Consider the following 25,652-nt stretch of genomic DNA (forward strand, 5'->3'; position numbering starts at 1 on the left):
CAGCCCAAACTCGCTGCGCTCAGACATGGGCTGCTCTTCGACCCCGCCGCCCTGCGATGCTCGGCTCGCTTTACGGCTCGATTCAAGTCAAAAGCTGAAAGCCAAAGCCAAAGCCAAAGCCGAAGCCGAAGCCGAAGCCGAAGCCAAAGCCAAAGCCGAAGCCAAAGCCAAAGCCGAAGCCAAAGCAACGCGGACCGGGCGCGTCAGCGAGCCTCCTGCGTTTCCGGCACGAGCTTCAGCGTATGCGCCGTCGCCTGCGGCAGAAACGGCGACGGCCGTCCCTGCGCCCAGTCGTCGTGACCAGCGCCCCAGTAGGGCGAAAGCGGATGCCCGCTCTGTCCGCCAGGCATGTGAGTGATGCCGTCGGCCTCGTGTCCGGGGGCGACGACCATGCGCTGCGAGGCGCCGAATGACGGACCCTGTACGCGTGGCACGGTGCCGTCGCCGGGAAGCGCTTCGGCCGGCATGCACAGCGCACGTTTGCCGAGCAGCGGAATCGCCGCTGCGAGCGGGTGGCAGATCGCGGTGGTGTTGCGTTCGCCCCAGGTGCGTTCGGTGAGCGGGCCGTCGCCGGCCAGGCTGTCGCGGACCTCGCGGGCGGCGTCTTCGAACAGAGCCTGCCACCCGTCTTCGACCGGCGTGCAGACGCCGCGCTGGGTGTCTGGCGTGCAGGCGAAACGGCGCGGCAGCAGATGCGCGGGGCGCTGTTCGACCAGCGGCCAGACGACGCCTTCGAAATTCGGCGGAGCGGGTGTTTCGAACGCATCACCGCGCGCGACGCGCGCAGGCGCGGCGAGGCCGTCGGCGAGGCGCGCGTGGATCGCCAGCCGCCATGCGCGGACCAGGCGGTAACCGGCCGAGTCGACGCTCGCATGACCGCTCCAGTCGCGCGAGGCATCGGCCAGGGCATGTATCGCGCTGTCATCGCTCGCTGCGTTCGCGACCGCATCCAGCAACGCGTGCCAGCGCGACAGCAACAGGGCGCGATCGTCGAGCTGGATCGCGAGCAGATCGGCCTCCGTGAATTGCGTGCGCGCTTCGAGACCCTCGCGGATCTGCCAGGCGCGGATGCCGAGCGCAGCGCCGCCGTCGCCGATACGTGCGAAATCTTCGCCGTCGACGACGCGGCTGTTTGCGGTCCACAGACGATCGGTGTCGGGCGAGCGCAGGAGCGGCGAGACACCGGTCGCGATGGGCCAGGGTGCGCAGCGGTTGCGGTCGGTCGCTGCGTCTGCCGTCAGCGGCACCGAAACCGTATGGCCGTCGCAGCCGGCGCCGCGCACGGGAATCGGACCGAGCAGGCGCCAGGCGATACGGCCGGCGCGATCGCCGATCACGAGATTCTGTGTCGGCGTCGCGGTGCGGTCGGCGATGGCCAGCGCATCATCGAGATCGTGCGCGTGGGCGAAGTCGGCGAGGCCGAAATTCAATGCGCCGGGCTGGTGGGCGGTCCAGCGCAGGGCGAGCGCGCTGCCGTCGGCGTCGCGGTGGAGCAGTGGGCCCCAGTCGCTGTCTTCGACGATCAGCGTGGCCGGTGCGCCGCCGGCGACGTCGATGCGCTCCTCATGGCGCACGACCGGCGTGCAACCCGCAGGCGTGCCGTCGGCACAGGGCACGAGGCGCTGCCAGTCGAGGTAATCGCCGTAGCTGTTGGTAAAACCCCAGGCGACGTGCGTATTGCTGCCGGCGATCACCGCCGGCAGGCCGGGCAGGGTGAAACCGGTGACGTCGACCTGGCCGCCCGGTGCGCGCGGATCGGGATAGCGCAGGCGCGCGCGGAACCAGATGTTGGGTGCGCGCAGGCCCAGATGCATGTCGTCGGCGACGAGGGCGCGGCCGTCGGCCGTCAAGGCGCCGGAGACGGCGAAGTTGTTGCTGCCCCGCGAAAGATCCGCCGCCGCAGGCGGCGCACCAACGCCTCTCTCCCGCGCCGTGGGAGAGAGGGGGGCCACCTGCGGAGCAGGTGGTGGAGTGAGGGCAACCTTCCAAGCCACCGGCGGCCCACCTTGGCCTCTCTCCCGTGCCGCGGGAGAGAGGGGGACCGTTTGTGAAGCAAACGGTGGAGCGAGGGCCAGCCGAGATGCCAGGGTTGAGGCCTCGGCTTGTGCCGACCCGACAGCCGCGAACGGCGATGCTTCACTGCGCGCGCTCTCAATTTCCACCACATCCATCGCCCGCAGATCCACAACTTCCGCCCCCGGCAACACCGCATCCCCACGCGCCTCCCCGAACAGCGGCGCATCCCAGCGGCTGCCGTCATGCGCGAACAGATCGAACAAGGCCGGCGGCAGCGCCGGCTGCAAGCGGTGCATCGCCAGCTCGCGCGCATTGGTCGCGTCCTGCAGATCGAAATACATCGCGAAGCCGGTCAGTGCGGAATCCGCCGGCGTCCACGGTTGCGGCGACTGCCGCAGCAGCAGGTAGGCCCAGGGTCGCGCGCGCAAAGACGCGAGGCCGGCATTGGCCCCGTCGGCATAGGCCTGCAGCTGCGGCATGCGATCGCCAGCGACCGAGGCCAGGTCGGCCTCCACGCGCGCGCGCATGCGGTGCACGCGGTTGCGGCGGTCGGTCTCCAGCGCGCCCTCGCCGAACAACACCGAAAGTTCGCCCGACGGCACGCGCCGCATCAGGTCCATCTCGAAGTAGCGCTCCTGCGCATGCACGAACCCGAGCGCGCGCATCGCGTCGGTCTCGTTGGCGGCGGTGATCGTGACAACGCCCGCGGCATCGCGTTCGATGGTCGCGGGCGCACCGAGGCCGGTCAGCGACTGGTCGCCGTCGAGTGTCGGCAGGCTCGCGCGCAGCAACAGCCAGATGAAAAGGCCGGCCGCGACCAGCAGCACGACGAGCGCGAGCAGCGCCCGCAGAATCCATTTGCGCATGCACGATTCCCCGGCCGCGGCAGATGCGGCGCGGTCCGATTATTCCACGGGCATGTTGCGGGCCGGCGCGCAGGCCGGCCAAGCGACTCAGTTGCGCGCGTGCTCGGCCAAGCCCGAGACCACACCCAGCGACGGATCGCCGCGCACGATGCGCGCATCCGGGAAGCGCGCCTGCGCAGCCGCCTGGACATACGGCGCACCTGACATGCCGCCGGTCAGGAACAGGCTGTCGGGCGGCGCATCGAGATCGCCGCGTACGTCGTCGAGCAGGGCGCCGATGGTGTCGAGAAAACGTGCGCTGGCGGTTTCCAGCGCAGCCCGCGTCGCGTCGACGCGCAGGCCGGGTTCGATGTAGTCCAGCGCGTGCCCGGCTTCGTCGTGCGCGCTCAGGCGCACCTTCATGCCTTCGACGCCGCGGTACAGGCGCGTGGTGCCGCCGTCGCGCTGCAGCGCCTGCAGGCGCGCGCCGAATGGGGCATCGACATGGCTGAAGTCGCGCTTGTGGAAATCGCGTTGCCGCGGCATGTCCTGCACCGTCGCCGCTTCGACGAAGTGGTGCACCGGGATGCGGCTGGCGCCCTTGCCGAATACCGGCATGACCTGGGCCATGCTCAGCGCGAGATCGACGTCGGTGCCGCCGTTGGCGACGCCCCAGGCGCGGTGCACGCGCGGCGCGCCATCGCCGCCGACGTCCGCCAGCGCGATATCGGTGGTGCCGCCGCCGATGTCGACGACCAGCGTGGTGTGCCGCTGCGGACTCTCGGCGTGGTAGTGCAGTGCGGCGGCCGCGGGTTCTTCGAGGAAGTCGATCGCATCGAAGCCGGCCTGGGCCGCAGCATCGCGCAGCAGGGCCAGTGCCTGTTCGCCGCCGGCCTCGCCGAGCGAACTGCGGAAACGCACCGGTCGGCCCAGTGTCGCTGCGCGCACGGTGGTGCCGAGTTGCTGGCTCGCGGTCAGGCGGATGTGTTCCAGGATGTGCGCGGCGATGCCGGTGATGGTCTCCTTCGCGCGCGGGTGCAGATTGAAGCCGAGCATCGACTTCGGCGACTGGACCAGATTGCCGCTGCCTTCGAGCAGATAGCTCTCGATCGCCGCCTCGCCGAATACCGCGTGTTGCAGATCGGCGGCCGAGGATTGGGCATCGCGCATGCGCGCCTCCAGCCATTGCCGGCGGACGATGCGGATCGCGTCGCGGCGCAGCAGCGCGGATGGACGTGGCGCAGCGCCGGCGCGGGCCTGGTCGCTGCGCAGGCCGCGCATCAGCGATTCCACCTCGGCTTCCATCGCTCCGTCCAGCTCGAAGGCATCGAGATCGGGCAGGGTGGTGGGAAAGAACACCGCGGTGCGGAACTGCGGCTGCCCGTCGAACTGGATGTGCACCAGCCGGTCGCCGATGCGCGCAGCGGCGGCGGAATAGCTGGTACCGAAGTCGATGCCGATCTTCATTGGGGGGACAAGATGCGGAAGGCGCGCGAGTCTACGCCGATGTGCGTCACGCCGCTTGCAACAGGCCGTGCGATCCGCGCAGCGCCGGGCGGACGCGCCTGAGAATGCGAAATGCATGCATTCCCATCCGATCATGCTTCACGGCGGCCCGGCATACTGCGCGCATTCCACGTGTTGCGAGCGCTGCCATGAAAGGACATCCCGAAGTCGTCGATTACCTGAAGTTCCTGCTCCGAGGTGAGCTGGCGGCGCGCGACCAGTACTTTCTGCATTCGCGCCGCTACGAGGACCTGGGCCTGCACCAGCTCTACGCGCGCATCAATCACGAGATGGAAGAGGAAACCCAGCACGCCGACGCGTTGCTCAAGCGCATTCTGTTTCTGGAAGGCATCCCGGACATGCGCCCCGACGCATTCGAGCCGGGTGTCACCGTCGAGGAGATGCTGCGCAAGGATCTCGACCTCGAATACCTGGTGCGCGACAACCTCGCCAAGGGCATCGTGCTGTGCGAACAGCACAGCGACTTCGTCACCCGCGAAGTGCTGGTGACCCAGCTTGCCGATACCGAGGAAGATCACACCTACTGGCTGGAGAAGCAGCTGCGCCTGATCAAGATGATCGGCCTGGAACGCTACCAGCAGAGCCGCATGGGCGAGGCGGAAGGCACGCACGCCGGCGTGGGGTGAAAGAAGCGCGGCGTGTTCGCCGCGTTGTCGGGAGTTTGGAAACGCCTGCGCATGTCGTGGGCGTTTCTGTTTTTATCGGGCGGGAAGCCGCCGCTCCATTCGATTCGAATGACGCGTCTGCCCTCCCCCCAACCCCTCTCCCAGGGGGAGAGGGGCTCGAATCTCGCGAGCGTATGCTTTGAAGCCCCTCTCCCTCCGGGAGAGGGGTTGGGGGGAGGGCCGCCGTCGAAGGGGAATTTCGACTCAAGCGCCGCCCGAACCCGCATCACCCCCGCCGCACTACCCGGTAGACGGCCGTCGACAACGCGGTCACCCCATCCGCAACGAACCCCGGCTCGTTCGCAAGAATGTCCCGCCGTTCGACCGCATCGATCCGCCAGTCGCGATCGAGCAACGCATGCACTTCGTCCGCTGCCACCGAAAACGGCGGCCCGGACTTCTCCGCCTGCGGATAGTCCAGCGTGACCAGCAGTCCGCGGCATCCCGCCGGCAGGCGTCGCCACGCAGTGGCCGCATACATGCGGCGCAACTCCGGCGGCAGCGCGATCAGCGCCGCACGGTCGTAGACGGCGGCGCAGTCCGCGAGCACGTCGGCTTCCAGCGCAAACGCATCGCCGACGATCAGCTCGTACGCACCGGCGACGAAGTGCCGGCCCGCAGATGTTTCATGGATCGCCGGCCTCAGCCCGCGCTCCTCGAAGAACTGGCGCACCGCCAGTTCCGACAGTTCGACACCGAGCACGCGATGACCGCGCTCGGTCAGCCACACCATGTCGAGCGACTTGCCGCACAGCGGCACGAACACGCGGACATCCGGCGCGAGGTCGAGCGCCGGCCAGTGCGCCACGAGTAGCGGTAGCGGCGCATCGCGGTGGAAACCGATGCGGTTGCTCGACCAGCGTTCGTGCCAGAACTCGGGTTGCATCGGGCGCCTGATGTAGGAGCGCGCTTGCGCGCGATGGGGTGTCCCTGGAACGCGTGATCGCGCGCGAACGCGCTCCTACGGTTTCATGGTTCTTCCGGGCCGGGCACGCGACGGATCGCCGCGACGCACCCGTGCCGGCATCACTCGACGTCGAGCCCTTCGACCTTCTGCCAGCCGCGCGGCAGCAGACCCCCACGCGATGCGCGCGCGCCGATATAGGCGTCGAGCTCCTTGAACGACAGCGTCATCGTGCGCGCACCCGAACGCACCAGCAGCGAAGTGCCCGGCGCGACGACGGCCACGGCGACCACTTGTTCGGTGCCGCGCTTGGCCTTCGGGATCTCGATGATCTTGTTGCCTTTGCCCTTGTCGAGTTCCGGCAACTCGGCGACCGGGAACGCCAGCAGATGTCCGGCGCTGGTCACCACCACCAGACGGTCGGCATCGACGGCGCGCACCGCGGCCGGCTGCAGCACCGTCGAGCCCGGTGACAGCGACAGCATCGCCTTGCCCGCCTTCTGCCGGCCGGTGAGATTCTCGAAGCGGGTCACGAAGCCGTAGCCATGCGAAGACGCGACGACGAAGCGCGCGTCCGATTCGCCCGCCACCACTGCCTGGAACGACGCACCCGCGGCCGGCGAGAAGCGGCCAGTCAGCGGTTCGCCGTTGCCGCGCGCCGAGGGCAGCGAATGCGCGATGGTGGAATAGCTGCGACCGGTCGAATCGAGGAAGGCGACCTGCTGCGTTGTACGCCCGCGCGCGAACGCGAGCAGGCTGTCGCCGTCGCGATAGTTCATGCCGGTCGGGTCCACGTCGTGGCCCTTTGCCGCGCGCACCCAGCCCTTCTCGCTGACGACGATGGTCACAGGCTCGCTCGGCACAAGATCGCTTTCGTCGAGCGCCTGCGCAGCGCCGCGTGCGACCAGCGGCGAGCGACGTGCATCGCCGTACTTCTTCGCATCGGCCTGCAGTTCGTCCTTGATCAGCTTCTTCAGCTTGGTCTTGCTCTCGAGCGTGGTGATCAGGCGATCGCGCTCGCTTTCCAGCTCGGCCTGTTCGCCGCGGATCTTCATCTCTTCCAGGCGCGCGAGCTGGCGCAGGCGCGTCTCCAGAATGTAGTCGACCTGCTCGTCGCTGAGTTCGAACCGCGCCTGCAGCACCGCGCGCGGCTCGTCCTCGGTGCGGATGATGTGGATCACCTCATCGAGATTGAGGAACGCGACCAACAGACCATCGAGCAGATGCAGGCGACGCTCGACCTTCTCCAGGCGATGGGTCAGGCGGCGGGTCACGGTGTTGGTGCGGAACTGCAGCCACTCGGACAGCAGCATCTTCAGGTCCTTGACCTGCGGACGGCCGTCGAGCCCGATGACATTGAGATTGATGCGGAAGCTCTTTTCCAGATCGGTCGTCGCGAACAGGTGGCCCATCAGCTGCTCGGCGTCCACGCGGTTCGAGCGCGGCATCAGCACCACGCGCACCGGATTGGCATGGTCGGATTCGTCGCGGATGTCTTCCAGCCAGGGCAGCTTCTTGGCACGCATCTGCGCGGCGATCTGCTCGATCACCTTGCTCGGGCTGACCTGGTGCGGCAGCGCGGTGATGACGATGTTGGTGTTCTCCTTCTGGAACGTCGCGCGTGCGCGCACGCTGCCGTGGCCGGTCTCGTACATCTGCAGCAGGTCGGCGACGGGCGTGATGATCTCGGCGCTGGTCGGATAGTCCGGGCCGCGCACGTGTTCGCACAGGTCGCGCACGGTCGTGTCGGGATCGTCGAGCAGGCGCAGGCAGGCGCTGACGATTTCGTTGACGTTGTGCGGTGGCACGTCGGTCGCCATGCCGACCGCGATGCCGGTGGTGCCGTTGAGCAGCAGGTGCGGCAGGCGCGCCGGCAGCCACGAGGGCTCCTGCATCGTGCCGTCGAAGTTGTCGGTCCAGTCGACGGTGCCGTGGCCGAGCTCACTCAGCAGCATCTCCGCGATCGGCGTCATCTTCGATTCGGTGTAACGCATCGCCGCGAAGGATTTCGGATCGTCGCTGGAGCCGAAGTTGCCCTGGCCGTCGATCAGCGGATAGCGGTACGAGAACGGCTGCGCCATCAGCACCAGCGCCTCGTAGCACGCGCTGTCGCCGTGCGGATGGTATTTGCCGATCACGTCGCCGACGGTGCGCGCGGACTTCTTCGGCTTCGCCGCCGCGCCCAGGCCCAGCTCGCTCATCGCGTAGATGATGCGGCGCTGCACCGGCTTGAGGCCATCGCCGATGAACGGCAGCGCGCGGTCGAGCACCACGTACATCGAATAGTCGAGGTAGGCGCGCTCGGCGAATTCGCGCAGCGGCAACTGTTCGAAGCCATGGAAGGGGGTGCGGACGGACTCGGTCATCGGGACAGCATCTACGGCGGAACCGGGATTTTAGCGGTTGGGGGTCGCAGGTGTTGCGTTGACAGCCATCCTCGGGCCGTGGGCGAAGCCGGGGTGAGGCATCGCGGCGGCCGCGAGGCCATGTTCCGGTCGCGAAGCACGCGCGCGGTTATGATCGTCCCGGTATGGACACCCGACCCAGGCCGCCCAGTTCCGCCGAACCCACCGGCTCGGCGCGCCATGCGGCGGCCGGCAGCCCGAAACGTGCGCAGCACGGCGGCTGCGAGGGCTGTCTGGCGCGGCCGCTGGCGATCTGCGCGTCGATTCCCGCAGCGGAGACGCATGCGCTCGAAGCGGTCGCCGGTGAAGTGCTGTTGCCCGTCGGCGCCACGCTGGCCAGCCAGGGCGATCCGCGACGCGAGGTCTACACCATTACCCGCGGCATGCTGCGCCGCGTGCGCCTGCTGCCTGACGGCCGTCGGCTGGTCGCGGGCTTTCTGATGGTCGGCGATTTCATCGGCTTCAGCGGCGCGCCGCACTACCGGCACACGCTGGAAGCGGTGACCGACTGCGTGCTGTGCGCGTTTCCACTGCAGTCGATGCGCAGCCTGTGCCAGCGCTATCCCGATCTCGAATCCGGCATGCTGGCCCAGGCCTGCAGCGAACTCGACGCCACCCGCGGCAGCCTGATGATGCTGGCACGGCTGGGGCCGGGCGAACGGCTTGCCGGATTTCTCGTCGAACTGGGCGAGCGCCAGCAGCAGCGCGGCGGGGCTGCCCACCACGTCGACCTGCCAATGACCCGCGCCGATATTGCTGACCATCTGGGCCTGACGATCGAGACGGTCAGTCGCAGTTTCACCAAGCTGCGGCAGAGCGGGGCGATCGCGTTCGAGGATCCACGGCGGATCGATCTGGTGGATGTGGCGGCGTTGCGGAGTGCGGCGGGGCTGTAGCGGCTTTTGTCCCTACGCGCCCGCGGTGACCGAAGCGCGCACGAATGTCCGACCCCTGTCATCCCGGCAAGCGCCGGGATCCAGCGTCTTTCATGCTGCCAACGGGGTCCCGCCCATCGTGGCGAAGTCACTGGATTCCGGCGTTCGCCGGAATGACGGGTCTGGATTCGCTGGAGCGGGCTCACCGGGTTGACGCGCCAGGATTCGCCGGACTGACCAGCCAGCCGGAGTGACGGGGCCTTGATTCGGCTGTATGGCGGATTGAATAGCGGGACGAAGCCCATGCCGCATTGATCCAGATCAATGCCCACCCGCCGGCCGCAGCGCAACCTGCGCGCATGACCCGCTCCGGCTGCCTCCCATGATCGACATGACCGTCGTCGAACTGTCCCGCCTGCAGTTCGCGCTCACCGCGATGTACCACTTCCTGTTCGTCCCCCTGACCTTGGGACTGTCGTTCCTGATGGCGATCATGGAGAGCGTCTACGTGATGACCGGGCGTGATGTCTGGCGGCGGATGACGCTGTTCTGGGGCGTGCTGTTCGGTATCAACTTTGCGATGGGCGTGGCGACGGGCATCGTCATGGAATTCCAGTTCGGCATGAACTGGGCCTACTACAGCCACTACGTCGGCGACATCTTCGGCGCGCCGCTGGCGATCGAAGGGCTGATGGCGTTCTTCCTCGAGGCGACTTTCATCGGGTTGTTCTTCTTCGGCTGGAACCGCCTGTCGAAGCTGCAGCATCTGGCGATCACATGGCTGGTCGCGCTGGGCGCGAACTTCTCGGCGCTGTGGATCCTGGTCGCCAACGGCTGGATGCAGAACCCGGTCGGCGCGGTCTTCAATCCGGACACCATGCGCATGGAAATCACCGACTTCATGGCGGTGATCTTCAACCCGGTCGCGCAGGCCAAGTTCGTGCACACGGTGTCGGCCGGCTATGTGACCGGCGCGATCTTCGTGATGTCGGTCAGCGCGTTCTATCTGCTGCGTGGGAAGCACAAGGACATCGCCCGGCGCTCGATCGCGGTTGCCGCAAGCTTCGGCTTGGCGTCGGCGCTGAGCGTCGTGGTGCTCGGCGACGAGAGCGGCTACGCGGCCACCGAACACCAGAAGATGAAGCTGGCCGCGATCGAGGCGATGTGGCACACCGAGCCCGCGCCCGCCGGTTTCACCGTGATCGGGCTGCCGGACCAGTCCGGCCAGTCCAACCGCTTCGAGATCAAGATTCCGTGGCTCATGGGCCTGATCGCGACGCGCTCGCTCGACGGCGAGATCCCCGGCATCCTCGAGCTGGTCGAGCGTGCCGAGCACCGCATCCGCGGCGGCCAGCTGGCCTATGCCGCGCTCGAGCGCCTGCGCGAGGACCGCACCGACACCGCCGCGCGCGCCGCGTTCGATGCGCACTGGAGCGACCTCGGCCATGCGCTGCTGCTCAAGCGCTATCGCGACGACATCCTCCACGCCACCGAGCAGGAGATTTCCCAGGCCGCGCTCGATACCGTGCCGCGTGTGGCGCCGCTGTTCTGGACGTTCCGGATCATGGCCGGCATCGGCTTCTACCTGATCGCGTTCTTTGCCTTTGCGTTCTGGGTGGTCACGCGCAACCGTATCGAGGAGAGCCGGCGTTTCCTGTGGATCGCGCTGTGGAGTCTGCCGCTGCCGTGGATCGCGATCGAGTGCGGCTGGTTCGTCGCCGAATACGGTCGTCAGCCCTGGGCGGTGGAAGGCGTGCTGCCGACGTTCTATGCCGCGTCGGGCATTGCGCTCAAGGACATCCTGATCTCGCTGGCGGGCTTCGTGATCATCTACACGGGCCTGGCGATCGTCGCCGCGAAGCTGATGCTCAAGGCCATCGAGAAGGGGCCTGATGTGCTGGCACCGCCGGCTGGCGACGACGCGCCGGCCGCGGTGGACGACGACGCGCCCGAGTCCGACGGTCGCGCGCTCGACGCGCTCGATCCCGCACCCGCCGCGCGCGCTTGACGCACCCACGTTTTTCGAGGATTTCCCATGGACTTCATTCCATTCGACTACGCCACGCTGCGCCTGATCTGGTGGCTGCTGCTGGGCGTGTTGCTGATCGGCTTCGCGGTGATGGACGGCTTCGACCTCGGTGTCGGCACGTTGCTGCCGTTCGTCGCGAAGACCGATGCCGAGCGTCGCATCGTCGTCAACACCATCGGCCCTGTCTGGGAGGGCAACCAGGTGTGGTTGATCCTCGGCGGCGGCGCGATCTTCGCCGCGTTTCCGCCGCTGTATGCGGTGAGTTTCTCGGGCTTCTATCTGGCGATGTTCCTGATCCTGTTCGCGCTGATCCTGCGGCCGGTCGGCTTCAAGTTCCGCGGCAAGGTGGAGGACCCGCGCTGGCGTGAAACCTGGGACTGGGCGCTGTTCGTGGGCGGCGCGGTGCCGGCGCTGATCTTCGGCGTCGCGGTCGGCAACGTGCTGCTGGGCGCACCGTTCCATTTCACCCCCGAGCTGCGCGCGGTCTATACCGGCGGCTTTTTCGATCTGCTGACGCCGTTCGCGTTGCTGGCCGGCCTGGTCAGCGTGAGCCTGCTGGTCGCCCACGGCGCGGCGATGCTGGTGATGAAGACCGACGGCCCCATCGCGACGCGTGCCGCGCGCTACGGCAGCGTTGCAGGCGTACTGGCCGCTGCGCTGTTCGTGGCCGCCGGCGTGTGGATCGCGACGGGTATCGCGGGCTTCCGCGTGGATTCCGTGGTCGACACCGCGCTCGCGTCGAATCCGCTGCACAAGACCGTCAGCACGGCGCCGGGTTTGTGGATGGACAACTACCGCACCATGCCGCTGACGATGGCCGCACCGCTGCTCGGCGTGCTGGGCGCGCTTGCGTCGGCAGTCTTGTTGCGGCTGCGCCGCGGTGGTCTCGCGTTTGTCGCCTCGGGCGTCTCGATCGCCAGCGTGATCCTGACGGTGGGCTTCGCGATCTTCCCGTTCCTGCTGCCTTCGTCGAGCGTCCCGGGCGCCGGGCTCACGCTGTGGGACGCGTCGAGCAGCCGGCTGACGCTGTGGATCATGCTGCTGGCGACCATCGTGTTCCTGCCGCTGGTGCTGCTCTATACCGCGTGGGTCTACCGCGTGCTGCGCGGCAAGGTCACCGACGCGAGCGTCGCCGACACCCCCAACGCGTACTGAGCGCAACCAAGGAGCAACACGATGTGGTATTTCGCCTGGATTCTCGGCATCGGCCTCGCGGCGACGTTCGCGATCCTCAACGGTATGTGGTTCGAAGTGCGCGAGCAGCGCCGGGATGCGGCGCGCGGGGACTGAGCGGTTCGGCGGCAGTTGTTCCGCCCGCGGCTGGCGGTGCAGGCCAGTGGCGTCACGCGTCGACGCCCCTCGGTTGCGCAGACTGTCGTCACCTACCAAGGAGGCACGACGATGAGCCGGGATCACACCCCAGACACCACGCGCGGCCCACTGGAGCAGGCGCGCACGCCCGATGGTCCGAAAGCGCCGGGCGAATCGTCCGAGAAGCGCGATCAGGACCAGCGCAACGATCCAGAATCGATGCCGGGCGCGCTCGAAGGCAATCCGACACGGCGGGGTGGCGAAGGCACGCCCGGCAATCCAGGTAATCGCAAGCCCCGTTAGGGAAGGCCTGAACAATTCCGCTTTGGCCGTCATTCCCGCGAAGGCGGGAATCCAGCGTCTTTGGTTTTCAAAGGCTTGAAGTCACTGGATCCCCGCCTTTGCGGGGATGACGGCAGTTATTCAGACCTTCCTTAGCGGACTTGCAGGCGCCCTGTGCATCGGCGGATGCGGAGCGTTGCCTTTCAGCGACTGAGTGTCGCCAGCGATTGCGCCACGTCGGGGGACACTTCCGTCATCGAGCTGTGGGTTTCAGCGGCGCGCTGCGCATCGCGAGGCGCGGTGTCGCTGGAGCCACGAGCCATTACGTTCGACGGCGGCGGAATGCATCGCCGGCCACGTGGCAAAGCAACGGCGCGCAAGACTGGCGCAGCACCTGGCAGGCACAAAAAAACCCGCGATTGCGGGTTTGATGTTCACGGCTGGTAAGGCTGTGATGACCTTGGTGCCCGGGAGAGGACTCGAACCTCCACGGAGTTGCCCCCGCTAGCACCTGAAGCTAGTGCGTCTACCAATTCCGCCACCCGGGCAGGTCAGGCCGACAATTCTGGCGCGCGACCCGTCGGCTGTCAATTGTGACGACAGTGAAGCGCCGTTCTGCGCGACTCGCGACTCAGAACGGCTTGGTCAGGCCCAGCAGGCCGATGCACAGGCCGACGAGGAACGTCATGGGCGCGGCGAAACGCAGCAGGGCGCGGGGCCTGGGCGGAGGTTCGACGGTGGCCAGTTGCCGCAGCGTTCGACTCAGCCAGACGTGCAGGAACACCAGCGCGCACACCAGTGCGAGCTTGAGCCGCAGCCACGGCATCACCAGCCAGCCGGCTGAGCGTCAGGTAATCCATGCAGTGCTCCGCAGGCGGCGACCCGTCGACAATGGCGCAACGCAGTCGGAAAGCACATGCGCGATCGCACGGCGCATCCGGGAGATCCCGTTGAGGTGGCCCGCGAAGGCGTCGGCCCGAAGCGCAGGCACAAAAAAACCCGCGATTGCGGGTTTGATGTTCACGGCTGGTAAGGCTGTGATGACCTTGGTGCCCGGGAGAGGACTCGAACCTCCACGGAGTTGCCCCCGCTAGCACCTGAAGCTAGTGCGTCTACCAATTCCGCCACCCGGGCAGGTCAGGGCGCGTATGTTGTCGATGCCCCCGGCGCTTGTCAACGAATTCGTGCACGCCGTTCTCCGGGCATCGACGCCGGCCTCGCGGGCGAGCCTGTACCATTCCCACAATGGCTAAACCTCCAAGCAAGCGCGGCAGCAGCCGCGGTACGCCCGGACCCGAGACGCAGGGGGCCGGCAAGCGCGGCACCACCGCTCCGGCCCGCCCGAAATCGCACAGCGACCGCAAGGACGCCCTGCCGCCGTGGATGCCCGATCCGGCCCTCCAGCGCGCGCTGCGTTCCGGGGGCTCCAAGCCCGGTGGACCGGCGCCGGCCGATCGCCGACCGGCGTCGCAGGATCGTCCGCCCGCATCGCGCGGCGGGCGCTTCGAAGACCCGCATGCCACCCGCGAGGCGGCGCGTTACGCGAACCCCATCGCGAGTCGCGAGGCGATCCTGCAGGTGCTCGTCGATGCCGACGGCCCGATGACGCCCGACGAGCTCGCGATCAAGCTCGCGCTCACCGAGCCCGACCGCGCCGATGCACTCGGCAAGCGCGTGGGCGCGATGCTGCGCGAAGGCCAGTTGCTGCAGAACCGCCGCGGCGGCCTCGTGCCGGCCAAGCGCATGGACCTGATTCCGGGCACGGTGATCGCCAACCCGGAGGGCTTCGGTTTCTTGCGCCCGGATTCGGGCGCGGGCGAGGACCTGTTCCTGCCGCCGGCCGAGATGCGCAAGGTCATGCACGGCGACCGCGTGCTGGCCAGCCTGACCAACGTCGATGCACGCGGCCGTCGCGCCGGTGTCGTCGTCGAAGTGCTCGAGCGCCGCACGACGCGCCTGATGGGGCGTTTCTCGATCGAACACGGCATCAGCTACGTGGTGCCGGACGATAAGCGCATCCAGCGCAACATCCAGATTCCGGTGGACGCGCGCCAAGACGCGACGCACGGCCAGCTGGTGGTCTGCGAGATCACCGCGCCGGGCGATGCGCACCGTCCACCGATCGGCCGCGTGCTGACCGTGCTGGGCGACGTGCTCAAGCCGACGCTGGTGGTCGAGGCCGCGATCCACGGCCACAACCTGCCGCACGAGTTCTCGCAGGAAGTGCTCGACGAAGCCGCTGCGGTGCCGGTTGATGTCGAAGAGCGCATGGTCGGCGGTCGCGTCGACATCCGCGCGTTGCCGTTGGTGACGATCGATGGCGAGGACGCCAAGGATTTCGACGACGCCGTCTACTGCGAGCCCAACCGCGACGGATTCCGCCTCGTGGTCGCGATCGCCGACGTGTCGAATTACGTGCGTCCCGGCACGCCGCTGGACGATGAAGCCCAGCTGCGCGCGACCAGCGTGTATTTCCCGGGTTTCGTCGTACCGATGCTGCCCGAGACCCTTTCCAACGGCATCTGCTCGCTGAAGCCCAAGGTCGACCGGATGTGCTTCGTCTGCGACATGCAGGTGATGCGAGACGGCTCGGTGTCGGAGTCGAAGTTCTACGAAGCGGTGATGCATTCGCACGCGCGCCTGACCTACACCCAGGTGTGGAAGGCAGTCGGCGAACTCGACGAAGACACGCGCGCCGCGATCAAGCCGGTGCTGCCGCAGGTCGAGCGTCTGCACCAGCTCTACGCGGTGCTCGCCAAGGCGCGCGCCAAGCGCGGCGCGATCGAATTCGAATCCTCCGAAGTGCGCTTCGTGCTCGACAACACCGGCGAAGTCACTCAGGCCGGCATGCTCCAGCGCAACGACGCGCACAAGCTGATCGAGGAATGCATGATCGCGGCGAACGTGGAAGCCGCACGCTTCCTGCTCGACGCCGGCATCTCCGCGCCGTACCGCGTGCACGACAAGCCGCCGGAGGCCAAGTACGCCGACCTGCTGGAGTTCCTGAAGGAATTCTCGCTGCGCCTGCCGCCGTGGGCGAAGGTACAGCCCAAGGATTTCACCCTGCTGCTGAAGAAGATCCGCGAACGTCCCGACGCGACGCTGCTCGAATCGGTGCTGCTGCGTAGCCAGAGCCAGGCGGTCTACACGCCCGAGAACATCGGCCATTTCGGCCTGGCGCTGGCGTCGTATGCACATTTCACTTCGCCGATCCGCCGCTATCCCGACCTGCTGGTGCACCGCGCGATCAAGCACGTGCTATCGGGCCAGCCGCTGGCGAAGTTCATGTACACGCCGCGTTTGATGGAAAGCCTGTCGCTGCAGTGTTCGGAGCGTTCTCGCCGCGCCGACGAGGCCGAGCGCGAAGTCGACGAGCGCTATCGCGCCGCGTGGATGGAGCAGCATGTCGGTGGCCAGTTCGACGGTGTGATCAGCGGCGTGACCAGCTTCGGCCTGTTTGTCGAATTGGACCAGTCGAAGGTCAACGGTCTGGTGCACGTGACCCAGCTGCCGAACGACTTCTACAGCTTCGATCCGATCCGGCGGATGCTCAACGGCCAGCGTGCCGGGCGCCAGTACCGCCTCGGCGACCGGGTGCGGATCATCGTGCTCAAGGCCAGCCTGGAAGATCGCAAGATCGATTTCCGTCTGGTCGATCCGGACTCGACAGTGCAGGGCGGTCCGAAGCCGCTGCCGCCGCGCGGCAAGCCGGCCAAGCGCGAGAAGAAGCCTTACTGATCAGGCCGTTTCGCTAGAATGGCCGTCGTTCGCGGGGCCGGCGCGCAGGTGCCGGCCCCGTCGATGTTTCCAGACGCCCGCAATCCCTTCTTCGAATTCCCAGCACCATGACCAACAAGCAGAACCAGTGGATCGTCGGCATCAATGCCGTGGCCGCGGCCGTCGAACACGACGCCGAGAATGTGCGCGAGGTGCTGCTGGAAGCGGGCGCGAAGAATCCGCGCATCGTCGAGATCGAATCGGCCGCGCGCCGCCGCGACATCGACGTGCGCCGGGTCAACCAGCAGGCGCTCGATGGCGTCGCCGGTAACCTGCGACACCAGGGCGCGGTCGCGCGCTACGCCGCGGCGAAGACCTGGGACGAGAACGAACTCGAAGGCCTGGTCGAAGCCGCCGAAGGCAAGGCGCTGCTGCTGGTGCTCGACGGCGTGCAGGACCCGCACAACCTGGGGGCCTGCCTGCGCAGCGCGGCCGCCGCAGGTGTGACGGCGGTCGTGATTCCCAAGGACAAGGCGGTGCAGGTCAATGCGACCGTGCGCAAGACCTCGGCCGGCGCCGCGGACAGCGTGCCGGTGGTGCGCGTGACCAACCTCTCGCGCACGCTGCGCGACCTGCAGAAGCTGGGCGTGTGGATCTACGGTCTGGCCGGCGAGGCGACCGCGACGCTCTATGCAACCGACCTGCGCGGCAATGTCGCGCTGGTGCTGGGTGGCGAGGCTGACGGCCTGCGCCGTCTGACCCGCGAACACTGCGACGGCCTGGTGACGATTCCGATGCCGGGTGGCGACGCGCTGGGTGGCGTCGAGAGCCTCAATGTCTCAGTTGCCGCCGGCGTGACGCTGTTCGAAGCAGTGCGCCAGCGGATCACCGGCTAAACCAGCCGGGGAGGGGCGGGGCATGCGGCCCGTTGACACGATCGCAGGGCCGCGTGGCCCGGTCGCGCGTGCCCGCGATCTATGGCGGGCATTGGTCCTGCTGACCGTATGCATGTGCAGCGCCGCCGCAGCGGCTGATATTCCAGCCCGTGCGATGCCCGGTCCGCTGCACGATTACGCCATCGACCACTGGACCTCGCGCGAGGGTCTGCCGCACAACTCGATCCGAGATCTGGCGCAGACCCCGGACGGCTATCTGTGGCTCGCGACCTGGGAAGGTCTGGTCCGCTACGACGGGCTGGAATTCGTCGTCTATGACCGCAGCACGCTGGATCCGGCGCTGCCGGACAACGGCGTCGGATCGCTCTACGTCGATCCGGCCGGCGCGCTATGGCTGAGCGATTCCCGCGGCAACCTGGGGCGTCGTGATGCGGAGGGCGCGTTCCGATTCTGGACGTCGGCCGACAGGGGCTGGCCGCAGGTCCTGATCCACGCGATGGCGATGGATGCGCAGGGCCGCCTGTGGCTGCTGTTCGAGGGACGCGGCCTGGGCTGCCTGCACCCCGATGGCCGGTTCGAGTTCTTCGAGGCGCCGGCCGGCGTGCCCTTGCCGCTGAGCTATCCGCACATGGCGATCGGCGACGACGGCCGCCTCTGGATCGGCGGGATGGGCGGGCTGGTGGTGCGCGACACCGACGGCACGCTGCGCGCGGCGTCATCTGTACTGGGCCTCGCCTCCGGTCTGGCCTGGCCTTATCGCGCGCCGGACGGCACGATTTGGCTCGTGGCCGGCGACAGCGTGCATCGCGTGGAGGGCACGCGCGCACCGCGGGTGCACCGGATTCCGGGGCAGGGCGATTTCACCGCGATGCTGCAGGACCGCCAAGGCGATCTGTGGCTGGGCAGCGAGAGTCGCGGCCTGCTGCGCATCGGCGCACGCGGCATCGAAGCGCCGCCGGCCGATGCCGCGCGTCCTTCTGGGCGCATCGTGCAGTTGCTCGAGGATGTCGAGGGCAGCGTCTGGGCCGGCGCCAACGGTGGCCTGTTCCGCTTCCGCGAAACGCTGTTCACACGCCTGCTGGCCCGCGACGGCTTGAGTGGCGATTACGTCCGCGCATTGATCGAGGACGACGCGGGTCGGCTGTGGATCGGCGGCAGCGGCGGACTCGACCGGCAGGGTCTGGACGGGCGCTTGCAGCCGGTTGTGCTGCAGCCAGGCGTCGCGCCGTCGGTGCTCAGCCTGGCACTCGGCGCGGATGGCGATCTGTGGGTCGGCGCTTACGGCGGGCGTGTGTTCCGGCTGCGCGACGGCCGGGTGGTGGCGCGCCACGAGGGCTTCCCGGGACACATCCGCGCGATCGAGACCGATGGCGACGGCGCGGTCTGGATCGCGACCCACAGCGGGCCGCTGCGGCTGGTCGACGGCCGCGTGTCGACGCCACGTATCCCCGGCCTGCCGACCGGTCTGGTCACGTCGCTGGCGTGGGTCGACGACGCTTTGTGGATCGGGTCTGTCGAAGGCGCCAGCGTGCTGCAGGACGGTCGCGTGCGGCACGTCGCGCTGCCGCCCGTGGATGGCGCGCGCACCGTGTTCGCGTTCCAAGGTATCGGTGACGCCGTCTGGCTGGCTACGGACCGCGGGCTCTACCGCGAACGCGACGGCGTGCTCGCGCACGTGGGGCTGGATCAGGGAATGCCGGTCGACACCGTGTTCCAGATCGTGCCCGATCGACTGGGCAATGCCTGGATCACCAGCAACCGCGGCATGCTGCGCGCACGCATGGACGATCTCGACGCGGTGGCCGATGGCCGCCGGGCCCGCATCGCGCTGGAGCGTTACGACGAGATCGACGGCATGTCGAACGCGCAGGGCAACGGCAGCTCGTCGCCCTCGGCGATCCTGCGTCGCGACGGCTCGGTGTGGATGGCGACCGCGCGTGGCGTCAGCGCGGTCGATCCCGAGCGCTGGCGGACCTTCAGTACCCGGCGTCCGCCGAAGCCGCGGATCGAATCGGTGCGCATCGACGGCATACCCTCGCCTTGGCGCGACGACGACCGCTTGCCGGGCGGTACCCGCCTGTCGGTGTCTTATGTCGGCCTGAGCTTCCTGATGTCGGAGCGCATCCGATTCCGCACCCGCCTCGACGGTCTGGACGCGGACTGGATCGAACGCGGACGCCAGCGCAGCGTCGATTTCGTCGGTCTGCCGCCGGGCGATTACGTGCTGCGGATCGCCGCGGCGCATCCTGACGGCGGCTGGAGCAGCGACGAGGCCGAATGGCGCTTCGCGGTCGCGCCGCTGTGGTGGCAGCGGCGCAGCGTGCAGGCGCTGGGCGTTGCACTGTTCCTGCTTGTGCTGGCGCTGGTCTACCGCGGGCGCATCTACCGCTATCGCACGGCGAACGACCGGCTGAGCCAGCTTGTCGACGACCGCACGCGTGCGCTGCAGCGGCAGACCGAACAGCTGATCGAGGCCGACAACGAGAAGACCGAGTTGCTGGGACGTCTGCGCATGCAGGCCGAGACGTTCGAACGCGAGGCCTACGAAGATGCGCTGACCGCACTGCCCAACCGGCGCAGTTTCGATGCCGCGCTCGTACGCGAATTCGCCCGCGCGCAGCGTCGGCGCCAGCCGCTGTGCCTGATGGTGCTCGACGTCGACCGCTTCAAGGCGATCAACGACATGCACAGCCATGCGGTGGGTGATGAGGTGCTGCGCCAGGTCGGCGTGCTGCTGGCCGGCGCCTGCCGTGCGTCGGACATCGCGGCGCGGATCGGCGGCGAGGAGTTCGCGATGATCCTCGTCGACGCCAGTCGCGAGGACGCGCATGTCGTCTACGCCCGCCTGCGCGAGACCTTCGCAGGCAAACACGATTGGGGCGGGTAGACGGCTTGCATGTGACGATCAGTGCGGGCGCGGCGATGCTCGATCCGCTCGATACCGCGCCCGCGCAACTGATGCGCCGGGCCGATGTGGCCCTGTATCGCGCGAAAAGCGAGGGACGCGATCGGCTCTGCGATGGCTGACCCGCGAGCACTGCGAGGGTCTGGTGACGATTCCGATGCCGGGCGGCGACGCACTGGGCGGGGTCAAGAGCCTCAACGTGTCGGTCGCCGCCGGCGGGGCCCTGTTCGAGGCCGTGGGCCAGCGCCTGGGCTGAACATGCGGCTTGCCGCGGCCGGGTCATCGGCGGAAGATGCGCCGAACCTCGGCCCGTGGAGTACGCGATGGATCTGCAATGGCACCAGTGGTGCGGCATCGTCGGTGCGTTTCTCGTCGTGCTCGCGTATTTCCTGCTGCAGGTCACGCGCTTCTCCGGCGCGGGGCTGCCGTATCTGCTGTTGAACCTGTTCGGCGCGATCGGCATGGCGGTGTCGTTGTATGGCGCTTTCAGCATGCCGGTGTTGATCATGCAGTTGGCGTGGATCGCGATCAGTCTGTTCGGGATTGTCAGGACGTTGGGCGCGCGGGGGCGGATACGCTCCGGTCTTTCATCCAGGTAATCAGTCCAGTCGACGGGCGCTGAGGCGCGGCGGGGAATATCTTCGCGTTCCGCTGGCGAGAAATGCGCTGAAGTGCAGGGCTTTCGCCCGCTGCGCGCGCGAGTCCCTGTTGGATGGACCCAAAAGGAACCAAAAGGTCCCTTCGCCGGACGCGAGCCGACGCGATAAAGCTGCGTCGGTTCCCTCCGCTCCTCGCCTGCGTGCCCCGTCGTCCGAGAAGCGCAGGGGACCGGCACGGCGCAGCCGTGTCGGATCGCGTCCGGCGAAGACGGTTTGACTCGCGCCTGTGGCGCTTGTCCTTCGGGCCGGCTTCGCCGTTCGCCAGTGCATTCGCACTGTCGTGCTTACTTTTGCCAAGACAAAAATAAGCCGCGCAGCAGCGCGGAAGCTTTGCACTTGTTTCAGCATCCACGGCGCCGTTCTGGAGAAGTCCGCCAAGCGCTTCCTTCTCAAGTGCCGCGCACCGCGGGTTACACCCCGGTAATCCGAACCCCTCAGCCACCAACGATAATCCCCCCACACCAGGAAGCGGGGACGACCCCGCCGCTCCATTCCACACAAGGGGACGGCCCCATCGCAAAGATGGAGGCATTCCCATGTCCTGGATCATTCTCGTGCTCGCCGGCCTGTTCGAAATCGGCTGGGCGATCGGCCTGAAATACACCGAAGGGTTCACCAGGCTCTGGCCGACGGTCGGTACGGTCGCCGCGATGGCGATCAGTGTCGGTCTGCTGGGCGTCGCGATGCGCGAACTGCCGGTGGGAACGGCGTACGCGGTCTGGGTCGGGATCGGCGCGGTCGGCACGGTGATCCTCGGCATGATGCTGATGGGTGATACGGCGAGTCCGGGCCGGCTCGTGAGCCTGGGGTTGATCATCGCCGGCATCATCGGATTGAAGCTCGCGAGCTGAGTCGGCGCGCAGCGTCTGCAGCCGCCATGCACGCGGCAACGACACCGCGCCAAGGCCGCACCGCACCATTCCGCGAAATCTGGACGCCGGTTCAGCAAGCGCTGGCGCGCGTCGTCGGCATCGCCGACCATGGCCGCCCCCACGTCGGTCCGTCGCCCATGGACTGCCCCTTTTTGTCCCGGGAAAGCCTGTGCTGAGTGTCGTTGCGATTGTCCTTGCGTCCTATCTCGTCCTGCGTGTGGTGTTCCCCTTGCGTCTGCCGTGGCCGGTGCGGACCGCACTGGCGGTGCTGGTCTACGGGCTGGCGCTGCACCATCGCATCGTCGCGCGCTTCGCCGGCAGCATGGCCTCGCCCGAGCTGCCGAAGCTGGTCATCGCAGCGCTCGGGACCGGGTTCATCGCACTGCTGCTGACTGCAGTGTTCGTGCTGCTGCTGGATGCGGCAACGCTGCTGGTCTGGGCGCTGCGTCGGCGCAGCGCACTGACGGCCCTACGCGGCCCGTGGTTGCGCCCGGGCGCGGCCGTGCTCGCGCTGGTGCTGTCGGCCTTCGGGACGTGGCAGGCGATGGTGGTGCCGCAGGTGCGGCAGGTCGACGTGTCGATCACCGGATTGCCGCAGGCCTTCGACGGTTACCGCGTGCTGCAGTTGACCGACATCCACGCCAGCCGGCTGTTGACCGGCGATTGGGTCGCGGGTGTGGTTGCGGAAGCCAACGCGCAGCAGCCGGATCTGATCGTCATCACCGGCGATCTCGTCGACGGCAGCGTGACTGCGCGCGCGAACGACGTACGCCCGCTTGTTGATCTGCATGCGCCCGACGGCGTCATCGCGATCACCGGCAACCATGAGTACTACGGCCAGTATCAGGACTGGATGGACGCGTTTCGTGCGATGGGCATGGCGGTGCTCGAGAACACCCATGTCCGGGTCGAACGTGACGGCGCCGCGCTGACGATCGCGGGCGTCACCGATCCGGTGGCCGAACGCTACGGGCAGGCGCTGCCCGATCTCGATGCCGCGCTGGCAGGGGCCGACCCGCAGGCGCCGGTCGTGCTGCTCGACCACCGCCCGGTCGCTGCCCGCGAGAGCGCGAAACGCGGGGTTGCGCTGCAACTGTCGGGCCACACGCATGGCGGGCACATCGTCGGCATGGATCGGCTGGTCGCCTGCGCGAACGGTGGCTTCGTCTCCGGTCTGTATCCGGTCGACGGCATGCAGCTCTATGTCAGCAACGGCGCGGGTCTGTGGCCGGGCTTTGCGACCCGCATCGGCGTGCCGTCGGAGATCGCGGTAATCACGCTGCGCCGCGCGGACGGCTGAGCCGCGCAGGCTCAATCGCCTGCGGGCGGCGCCGCCATCTTTGGCCAGGCGTTGGCGATGCGGCAGAACAGATGCGCGGTCAATGTGGTGTCGTAGAGCGCGGAATGCGCCTGCGTCTGGTCCCATTGCAGACCCGCCGCCTGCACCGCGCGCGCGAGCACCGTCTGCCCGTAGGCGACGCCAGCGAGCGTCACGGTGTCGAACACACTGAAGGGATGGAACGGGTTGCGCTTGTGCTGCGTGCGCGCGACTGCGGCGTTGATGAAGCCCAGGTCGAAATGCGCGTTGTGGCCGACCAGGATCGCGCGCTGGCAATCGTGGTGACGTACGGCGTTGCGCACGTGATTGAAGATGTGCTCCAGCGCTTCGCGCTCGGGCTTCGCGAACCGGAACGGATGGTGGATGTCGATGCCGGTCACTTCGAGCGACTGCGGATCGATATGCGTGCCATCCGCCGGTTCGACGTGGGTATGCGCGGATGCGCCGGGCACCAGATTGCCGTCGGCATCGATATTGAGCGGGATCGCCGCGATTTCCAGCAGCGCATGACGCCGCGACTCGAAACCGCCGGTTTCGACGTCGACGACCACCGGCAGGAAGCCGCGGAAGCGTCGGGACATGGGAATGTGGGGTGTCGCGGCATCGGTGTCCGATGCGGGCGCGGGTGCTGCGGCTTCGCTCATGCGCGCAAGCCTAGCAGAGCCGGGGGACGCACTTGGCCTTGCGGCACGCGCGCGCAGATGCGCGTGCCGCGGTGCAGGCCGTTCAGGAGACCGTATTGGTTTCGTCGCGCTTGTCGCGCGGCGGCAGTGCTTCGTCGCCGTGGACCAGGAACCAGACGTTCTCGGCGATGTTGGTCGCGTGGTCGCCGATGCGCTCGATGTTCTTGGCCATGAACAGCAGATGGGTGCACGGCGTGATCGCGCGCGGGTCTTCCATCATGTAGGTCAGCAGTTCGCGGAACAGACCGGTATAGAGCGTGTCGATCTCGGCATCCTGCGCGCGGACGCGTTCGGCAGCGGCGGCATCGCTGTTGTGGAACGCGACCAGGACCTCACGGACCTGCTTGGCCGCGAGCTGGCCGATGACCGTCAGCCCCCGCGTATATGGGAGCGGCGGCGCGAGGTTGAGCGCGGTCGAGCGCTTGGCCACGTTCGCGGCGTAGTCGCCGATGCGTTCGATGTCGGCGGCGATGCGCAGCGCGGCAAGGATCTCGCGCAGGTCGCGCGCCATCGGGCCGCGCAGCGCCAGCTTCATGACGTCCTGGCTGACCTCGTGCTCAAGCGCGTCGATCGCCTCGTCGTTGGCGATGATGCGCTCGGCGGCCTTGTCGTCGCGACGCTCCACGACATCCAGCGCCGATTCCAGCTGCGCGGCGGCCATCTCGCCCATACGCAGGATCTCGTTGGTCAGACGGCTGCGCTCGTCGTCGTAGCTCTTGACGATGTGGTCGTTCAGTTGGTTGGGCATGGTCGGGGGCCGGAATTAGGGAGGCGGGATTCGGGATTGGAGAAAGCGGAAAATCCGGAGCGGGCGGGCTTCGTCGTTCCGAATCCCCAATCCCGACTCCCGAATCCCGCCGGGCGCTTGGGCGTCAGCCGAAGCGCCCGGTGATGTAATCCTCGGTCTGCTGCTTCGAGGGATTGGAGAAGATCGTTTCGGTGGTGTCGTGCTCGATCAGATCGCCGAGATACATGAAGGCGGTGTAGTCCGACACGCGCGCGGCCTGCTGCATGTTGTGGGTCACGATGACGATCGTGTAGTCGACTTTCAGTTCTTCGACCAGCTGCTCGATGCGGCTGGTGGAGATCGGATCCAGCGCCGAAGTCGGTTCGTCGAGCAGCAGCACGTCCGGACGCAACGCCACGGCGCGGGCGATGCACAGGCGCTGCTGCTGGCCACCCGACAGGCCCAGCGCGCTCTGGCCCAGCTTGTCCTTGACCTCGTTCCACAGCGCGGCCTGGGTCAGCGCCTGCTCGACACGGACATTGAGTTCCGCCTTCGACAGTTTCTCGTGGTGACGGATCGCGTAGGCGACGTTCTCGAAGATCGTCATCGGGAACGGCACCGGCTTCTGGAACACCATGCCGACCTTGCTGCGCAGGCGGTTCATCGGGTACTTCGGCGACAGGATGTTCTCGCCGTCGAGCAGCAGTTCGCCACTGGCGGTCATCTTCGGGTACAGCGCATAGATGCGGTTGAAGATGCGCAGCAGCGTCGACTTGCCGCAGCCCGACGGGCCGATCAGCGCAGTCACGCGCTTCTCGGGGACTTCCATATTGATGCCCTTGAGCGCATGGAAGTCGCCGTAATGGAAATCGAGTCCGCGCGCGGCGATCTTGACCGGCGTAGGCGCCTGCACTTCACGCGGCTGCGTCGCCACGGAAAAACGGTGCGACTGCGGGGCGGTGTGGAGGTCGTTCATGGCCGGATCCAGTCGAAGT

Annotated in this window: 19 protein-coding genes, 2 tRNA genes and 1 pseudogene; 12 read left to right on the forward strand and 10 right to left on the reverse strand. The window is 67.6% G+C overall.

Annotation, left to right across the window (positions count from 1 at the left end; translation table 11 throughout):
• Positions 1 to 203: 203 nt before the first annotated feature.
• Entirely contained in the window at positions 204 to 2,882 is a 2,679-nt protein-coding gene (locus J2W68_RS15415) for a penicillin acylase family protein (RefSeq protein ID WP_310237549.1), read from the reverse strand.
• A gap of 87 nt (positions 2,883 to 2,969) precedes the next feature.
• A complete protein-coding gene (locus J2W68_RS15420; RefSeq protein ID WP_310237552.1) occupies positions 2,970 to 4,328 on the reverse strand; it encodes an Hsp70 family protein in 1,359 nt (452 codons plus the stop codon).
• A 188-nt stretch (positions 4,329 to 4,516) separates the two neighbouring features.
• On the opposite strand from J2W68_RS15420, the gene bfr reads away from it, so the two are divergent.
• A complete protein-coding gene (gene bfr, locus J2W68_RS15425; RefSeq protein WP_310237555.1) occupies positions 4,517 to 5,014 on the forward strand; it encodes a bacterioferritin in 498 nt (165 codons plus the stop codon).
• 265 nt (positions 5,015 to 5,279) lie between these two features.
• Here bfr and J2W68_RS15430 read toward each other — a convergent pair whose 3' ends face one another.
• On the reverse strand, positions 5,280 to 5,939 hold the full coding sequence (locus J2W68_RS15430; protein WP_310237558.1) for a thiopurine S-methyltransferase: 660 nt from the start codon (positions 5,937 to 5,939) through the stop codon (positions 5,280 to 5,282).
• Between the two features lie 140 nt (positions 5,940 to 6,079).
• Positions 6,080 to 8,323, reverse strand: coding sequence for a DNA topoisomerase IV subunit A (parC, locus tag J2W68_RS15435; RefSeq protein WP_310237561.1), 2,244 nt, complete (start codon positions 8,321 to 8,323; stop codon positions 6,080 to 6,082).
• A 164-nt stretch (positions 8,324 to 8,487) separates the two neighbouring features.
• Here parC and J2W68_RS15440 point away from each other — a divergent pair, with 164 nt between their 5' ends.
• The 5 genes from J2W68_RS15440 to J2W68_RS15460 all read left to right on the forward strand — a co-directional run bounded on the left by J2W68_RS15440 (position 8,488) and on the right by J2W68_RS15460 (position 12,880).
• Complete coding sequence (locus tag J2W68_RS15440; protein WP_310237564.1) at positions 8,488 to 9,258, forward strand: Crp/Fnr family transcriptional regulator; 771 nt, start codon at positions 8,488 to 8,490, stop codon at positions 9,256 to 9,258.
• A gap of 361 nt (positions 9,259 to 9,619) precedes the next feature.
• Complete coding sequence (locus J2W68_RS15445; RefSeq protein ID WP_310237567.1) at positions 9,620 to 11,245, forward strand: cytochrome ubiquinol oxidase subunit I; 1,626 nt, start codon at positions 9,620 to 9,622, stop codon at positions 11,243 to 11,245.
• Between the two features lie 27 nt (positions 11,246 to 11,272).
• Entirely contained in the window at positions 11,273 to 12,421 is a 1,149-nt protein-coding gene (gene cydB / locus J2W68_RS15450; protein WP_310237571.1) for a cytochrome d ubiquinol oxidase subunit II, read from the forward strand.
• A 21-nt stretch (positions 12,422 to 12,442) separates the two neighbouring features.
• Positions 12,443 to 12,556 carry a cytochrome bd-I oxidase subunit CydX gene (gene cydX / locus J2W68_RS15455; RefSeq protein WP_310237574.1) on the forward strand — a complete coding sequence of 38 codons (114 nt, stop codon included), beginning with the start codon at positions 12,443 to 12,445 and terminating at the stop codon, positions 12,554 to 12,556.
• 111 nt (positions 12,557 to 12,667) lie between these two features.
• Positions 12,668 to 12,880: a hypothetical protein gene (locus tag J2W68_RS15460; RefSeq protein WP_310237580.1), complete on the forward strand. Its 213-nt coding sequence runs from the start codon at positions 12,668 to 12,670 to the stop codon at positions 12,878 to 12,880.
• Between the two features lie 440 nt (positions 12,881 to 13,320).
• Here J2W68_RS15460 and J2W68_RS15465 read toward each other — a convergent pair.
• The 3 genes from J2W68_RS15465 to J2W68_RS15475 all read right to left on the reverse strand — a co-directional run bounded on the left by J2W68_RS15465 (position 13,321) and on the right by J2W68_RS15475 (position 13,993).
• A tRNA-Leu gene (locus J2W68_RS15465) sits at positions 13,321 to 13,407 on the reverse strand.
• An 83-nt stretch (positions 13,408 to 13,490) separates the two neighbouring features.
• Positions 13,491 to 13,688, reverse strand: coding sequence for a hypothetical protein (locus tag J2W68_RS15470; protein WP_310237582.1), 198 nt, complete (start codon positions 13,686 to 13,688; stop codon positions 13,491 to 13,493).
• Between the two features lie 218 nt (positions 13,689 to 13,906).
• Positions 13,907 to 13,993, reverse strand: a tRNA-Leu gene (locus J2W68_RS15475).
• Between the two features lie 111 nt (positions 13,994 to 14,104).
• Here J2W68_RS15475 and rnr point away from each other — a divergent pair.
• From rnr to J2W68_RS15505, 6 genes and pseudogenes are all read left to right on the forward strand, one after another.
• Complete coding sequence (gene rnr, locus J2W68_RS15480; protein ID WP_310237585.1) at positions 14,105 to 16,597, forward strand: ribonuclease R; 2,493 nt, start codon at positions 14,105 to 14,107, stop codon at positions 16,595 to 16,597.
• Positions 16,598 to 16,704: 107 nt separating this feature from the next.
• Positions 16,705 to 17,472, forward strand: coding sequence for a 23S rRNA (guanosine(2251)-2'-O)-methyltransferase RlmB (gene rlmB / locus J2W68_RS15485; protein ID WP_310237588.1), 768 nt, complete (start codon positions 16,705 to 16,707; stop codon positions 17,470 to 17,472).
• Between the two features lie 112 nt (positions 17,473 to 17,584).
• Positions 17,585 to 20,499, forward strand: a pseudogene (locus J2W68_RS15490) (diguanylate cyclase).
• A gap of 201 nt (positions 20,500 to 20,700) precedes the next feature.
• On the forward strand, positions 20,701 to 20,976 hold the full coding sequence (locus J2W68_RS15495; protein WP_310237591.1) for a CBU_0592 family membrane protein: 276 nt from the start codon (positions 20,701 to 20,703) through the stop codon (positions 20,974 to 20,976).
• A 596-nt stretch (positions 20,977 to 21,572) separates the two neighbouring features.
• The gene (gene sugE / locus J2W68_RS15500; RefSeq protein WP_310237593.1) at positions 21,573 to 21,887 is read left to right on the forward strand and encodes a quaternary ammonium compound efflux SMR transporter SugE; all 315 of its coding nucleotides are present in this window, start codon (positions 21,573 to 21,575) and stop codon (positions 21,885 to 21,887) included.
• A gap of 190 nt (positions 21,888 to 22,077) precedes the next feature.
• The gene (locus J2W68_RS15505) at positions 22,078 to 23,208 is read left to right on the forward strand and encodes a metallophosphoesterase (protein WP_310237596.1); all 1,131 of its coding nucleotides are present in this window, start codon (positions 22,078 to 22,080) and stop codon (positions 23,206 to 23,208) included.
• A gap of 11 nt (positions 23,209 to 23,219) precedes the next feature.
• On the opposite strand, the gene rnt is transcribed toward J2W68_RS15505, so the two are convergent.
• From rnt to pstB, 3 genes are all read right to left on the reverse strand, one after another.
• Positions 23,220 to 23,891: a ribonuclease T gene (gene rnt, locus J2W68_RS15510; RefSeq protein WP_310237598.1), complete on the reverse strand. Its 672-nt coding sequence runs from the start codon at positions 23,889 to 23,891 to the stop codon at positions 23,220 to 23,222.
• 82 nt (positions 23,892 to 23,973) lie between these two features.
• Positions 23,974 to 24,678: a phosphate signaling complex protein PhoU gene (phoU, locus tag J2W68_RS15515; protein WP_310237600.1), complete on the reverse strand. Its 705-nt coding sequence runs from the start codon at positions 24,676 to 24,678 to the stop codon at positions 23,974 to 23,976.
• A 124-nt stretch (positions 24,679 to 24,802) separates the two neighbouring features.
• On the reverse strand, positions 24,803 to 25,633 hold the full coding sequence (gene pstB / locus J2W68_RS15520; protein WP_430539751.1) for a phosphate ABC transporter ATP-binding protein PstB: 831 nt from the start codon (positions 25,631 to 25,633) through the stop codon (positions 24,803 to 24,805).
• Positions 25,634 to 25,652: the final 19 nt, after the last annotated feature.

The sequence above is a fragment of the Luteimonas terrae genome, assembly GCF_031457535.1.
In the GTDB taxonomy this organism is placed as follows: Bacteria; Pseudomonadota; Gammaproteobacteria; order Xanthomonadales; family Xanthomonadaceae; genus Luteimonas; species Luteimonas terrae_A.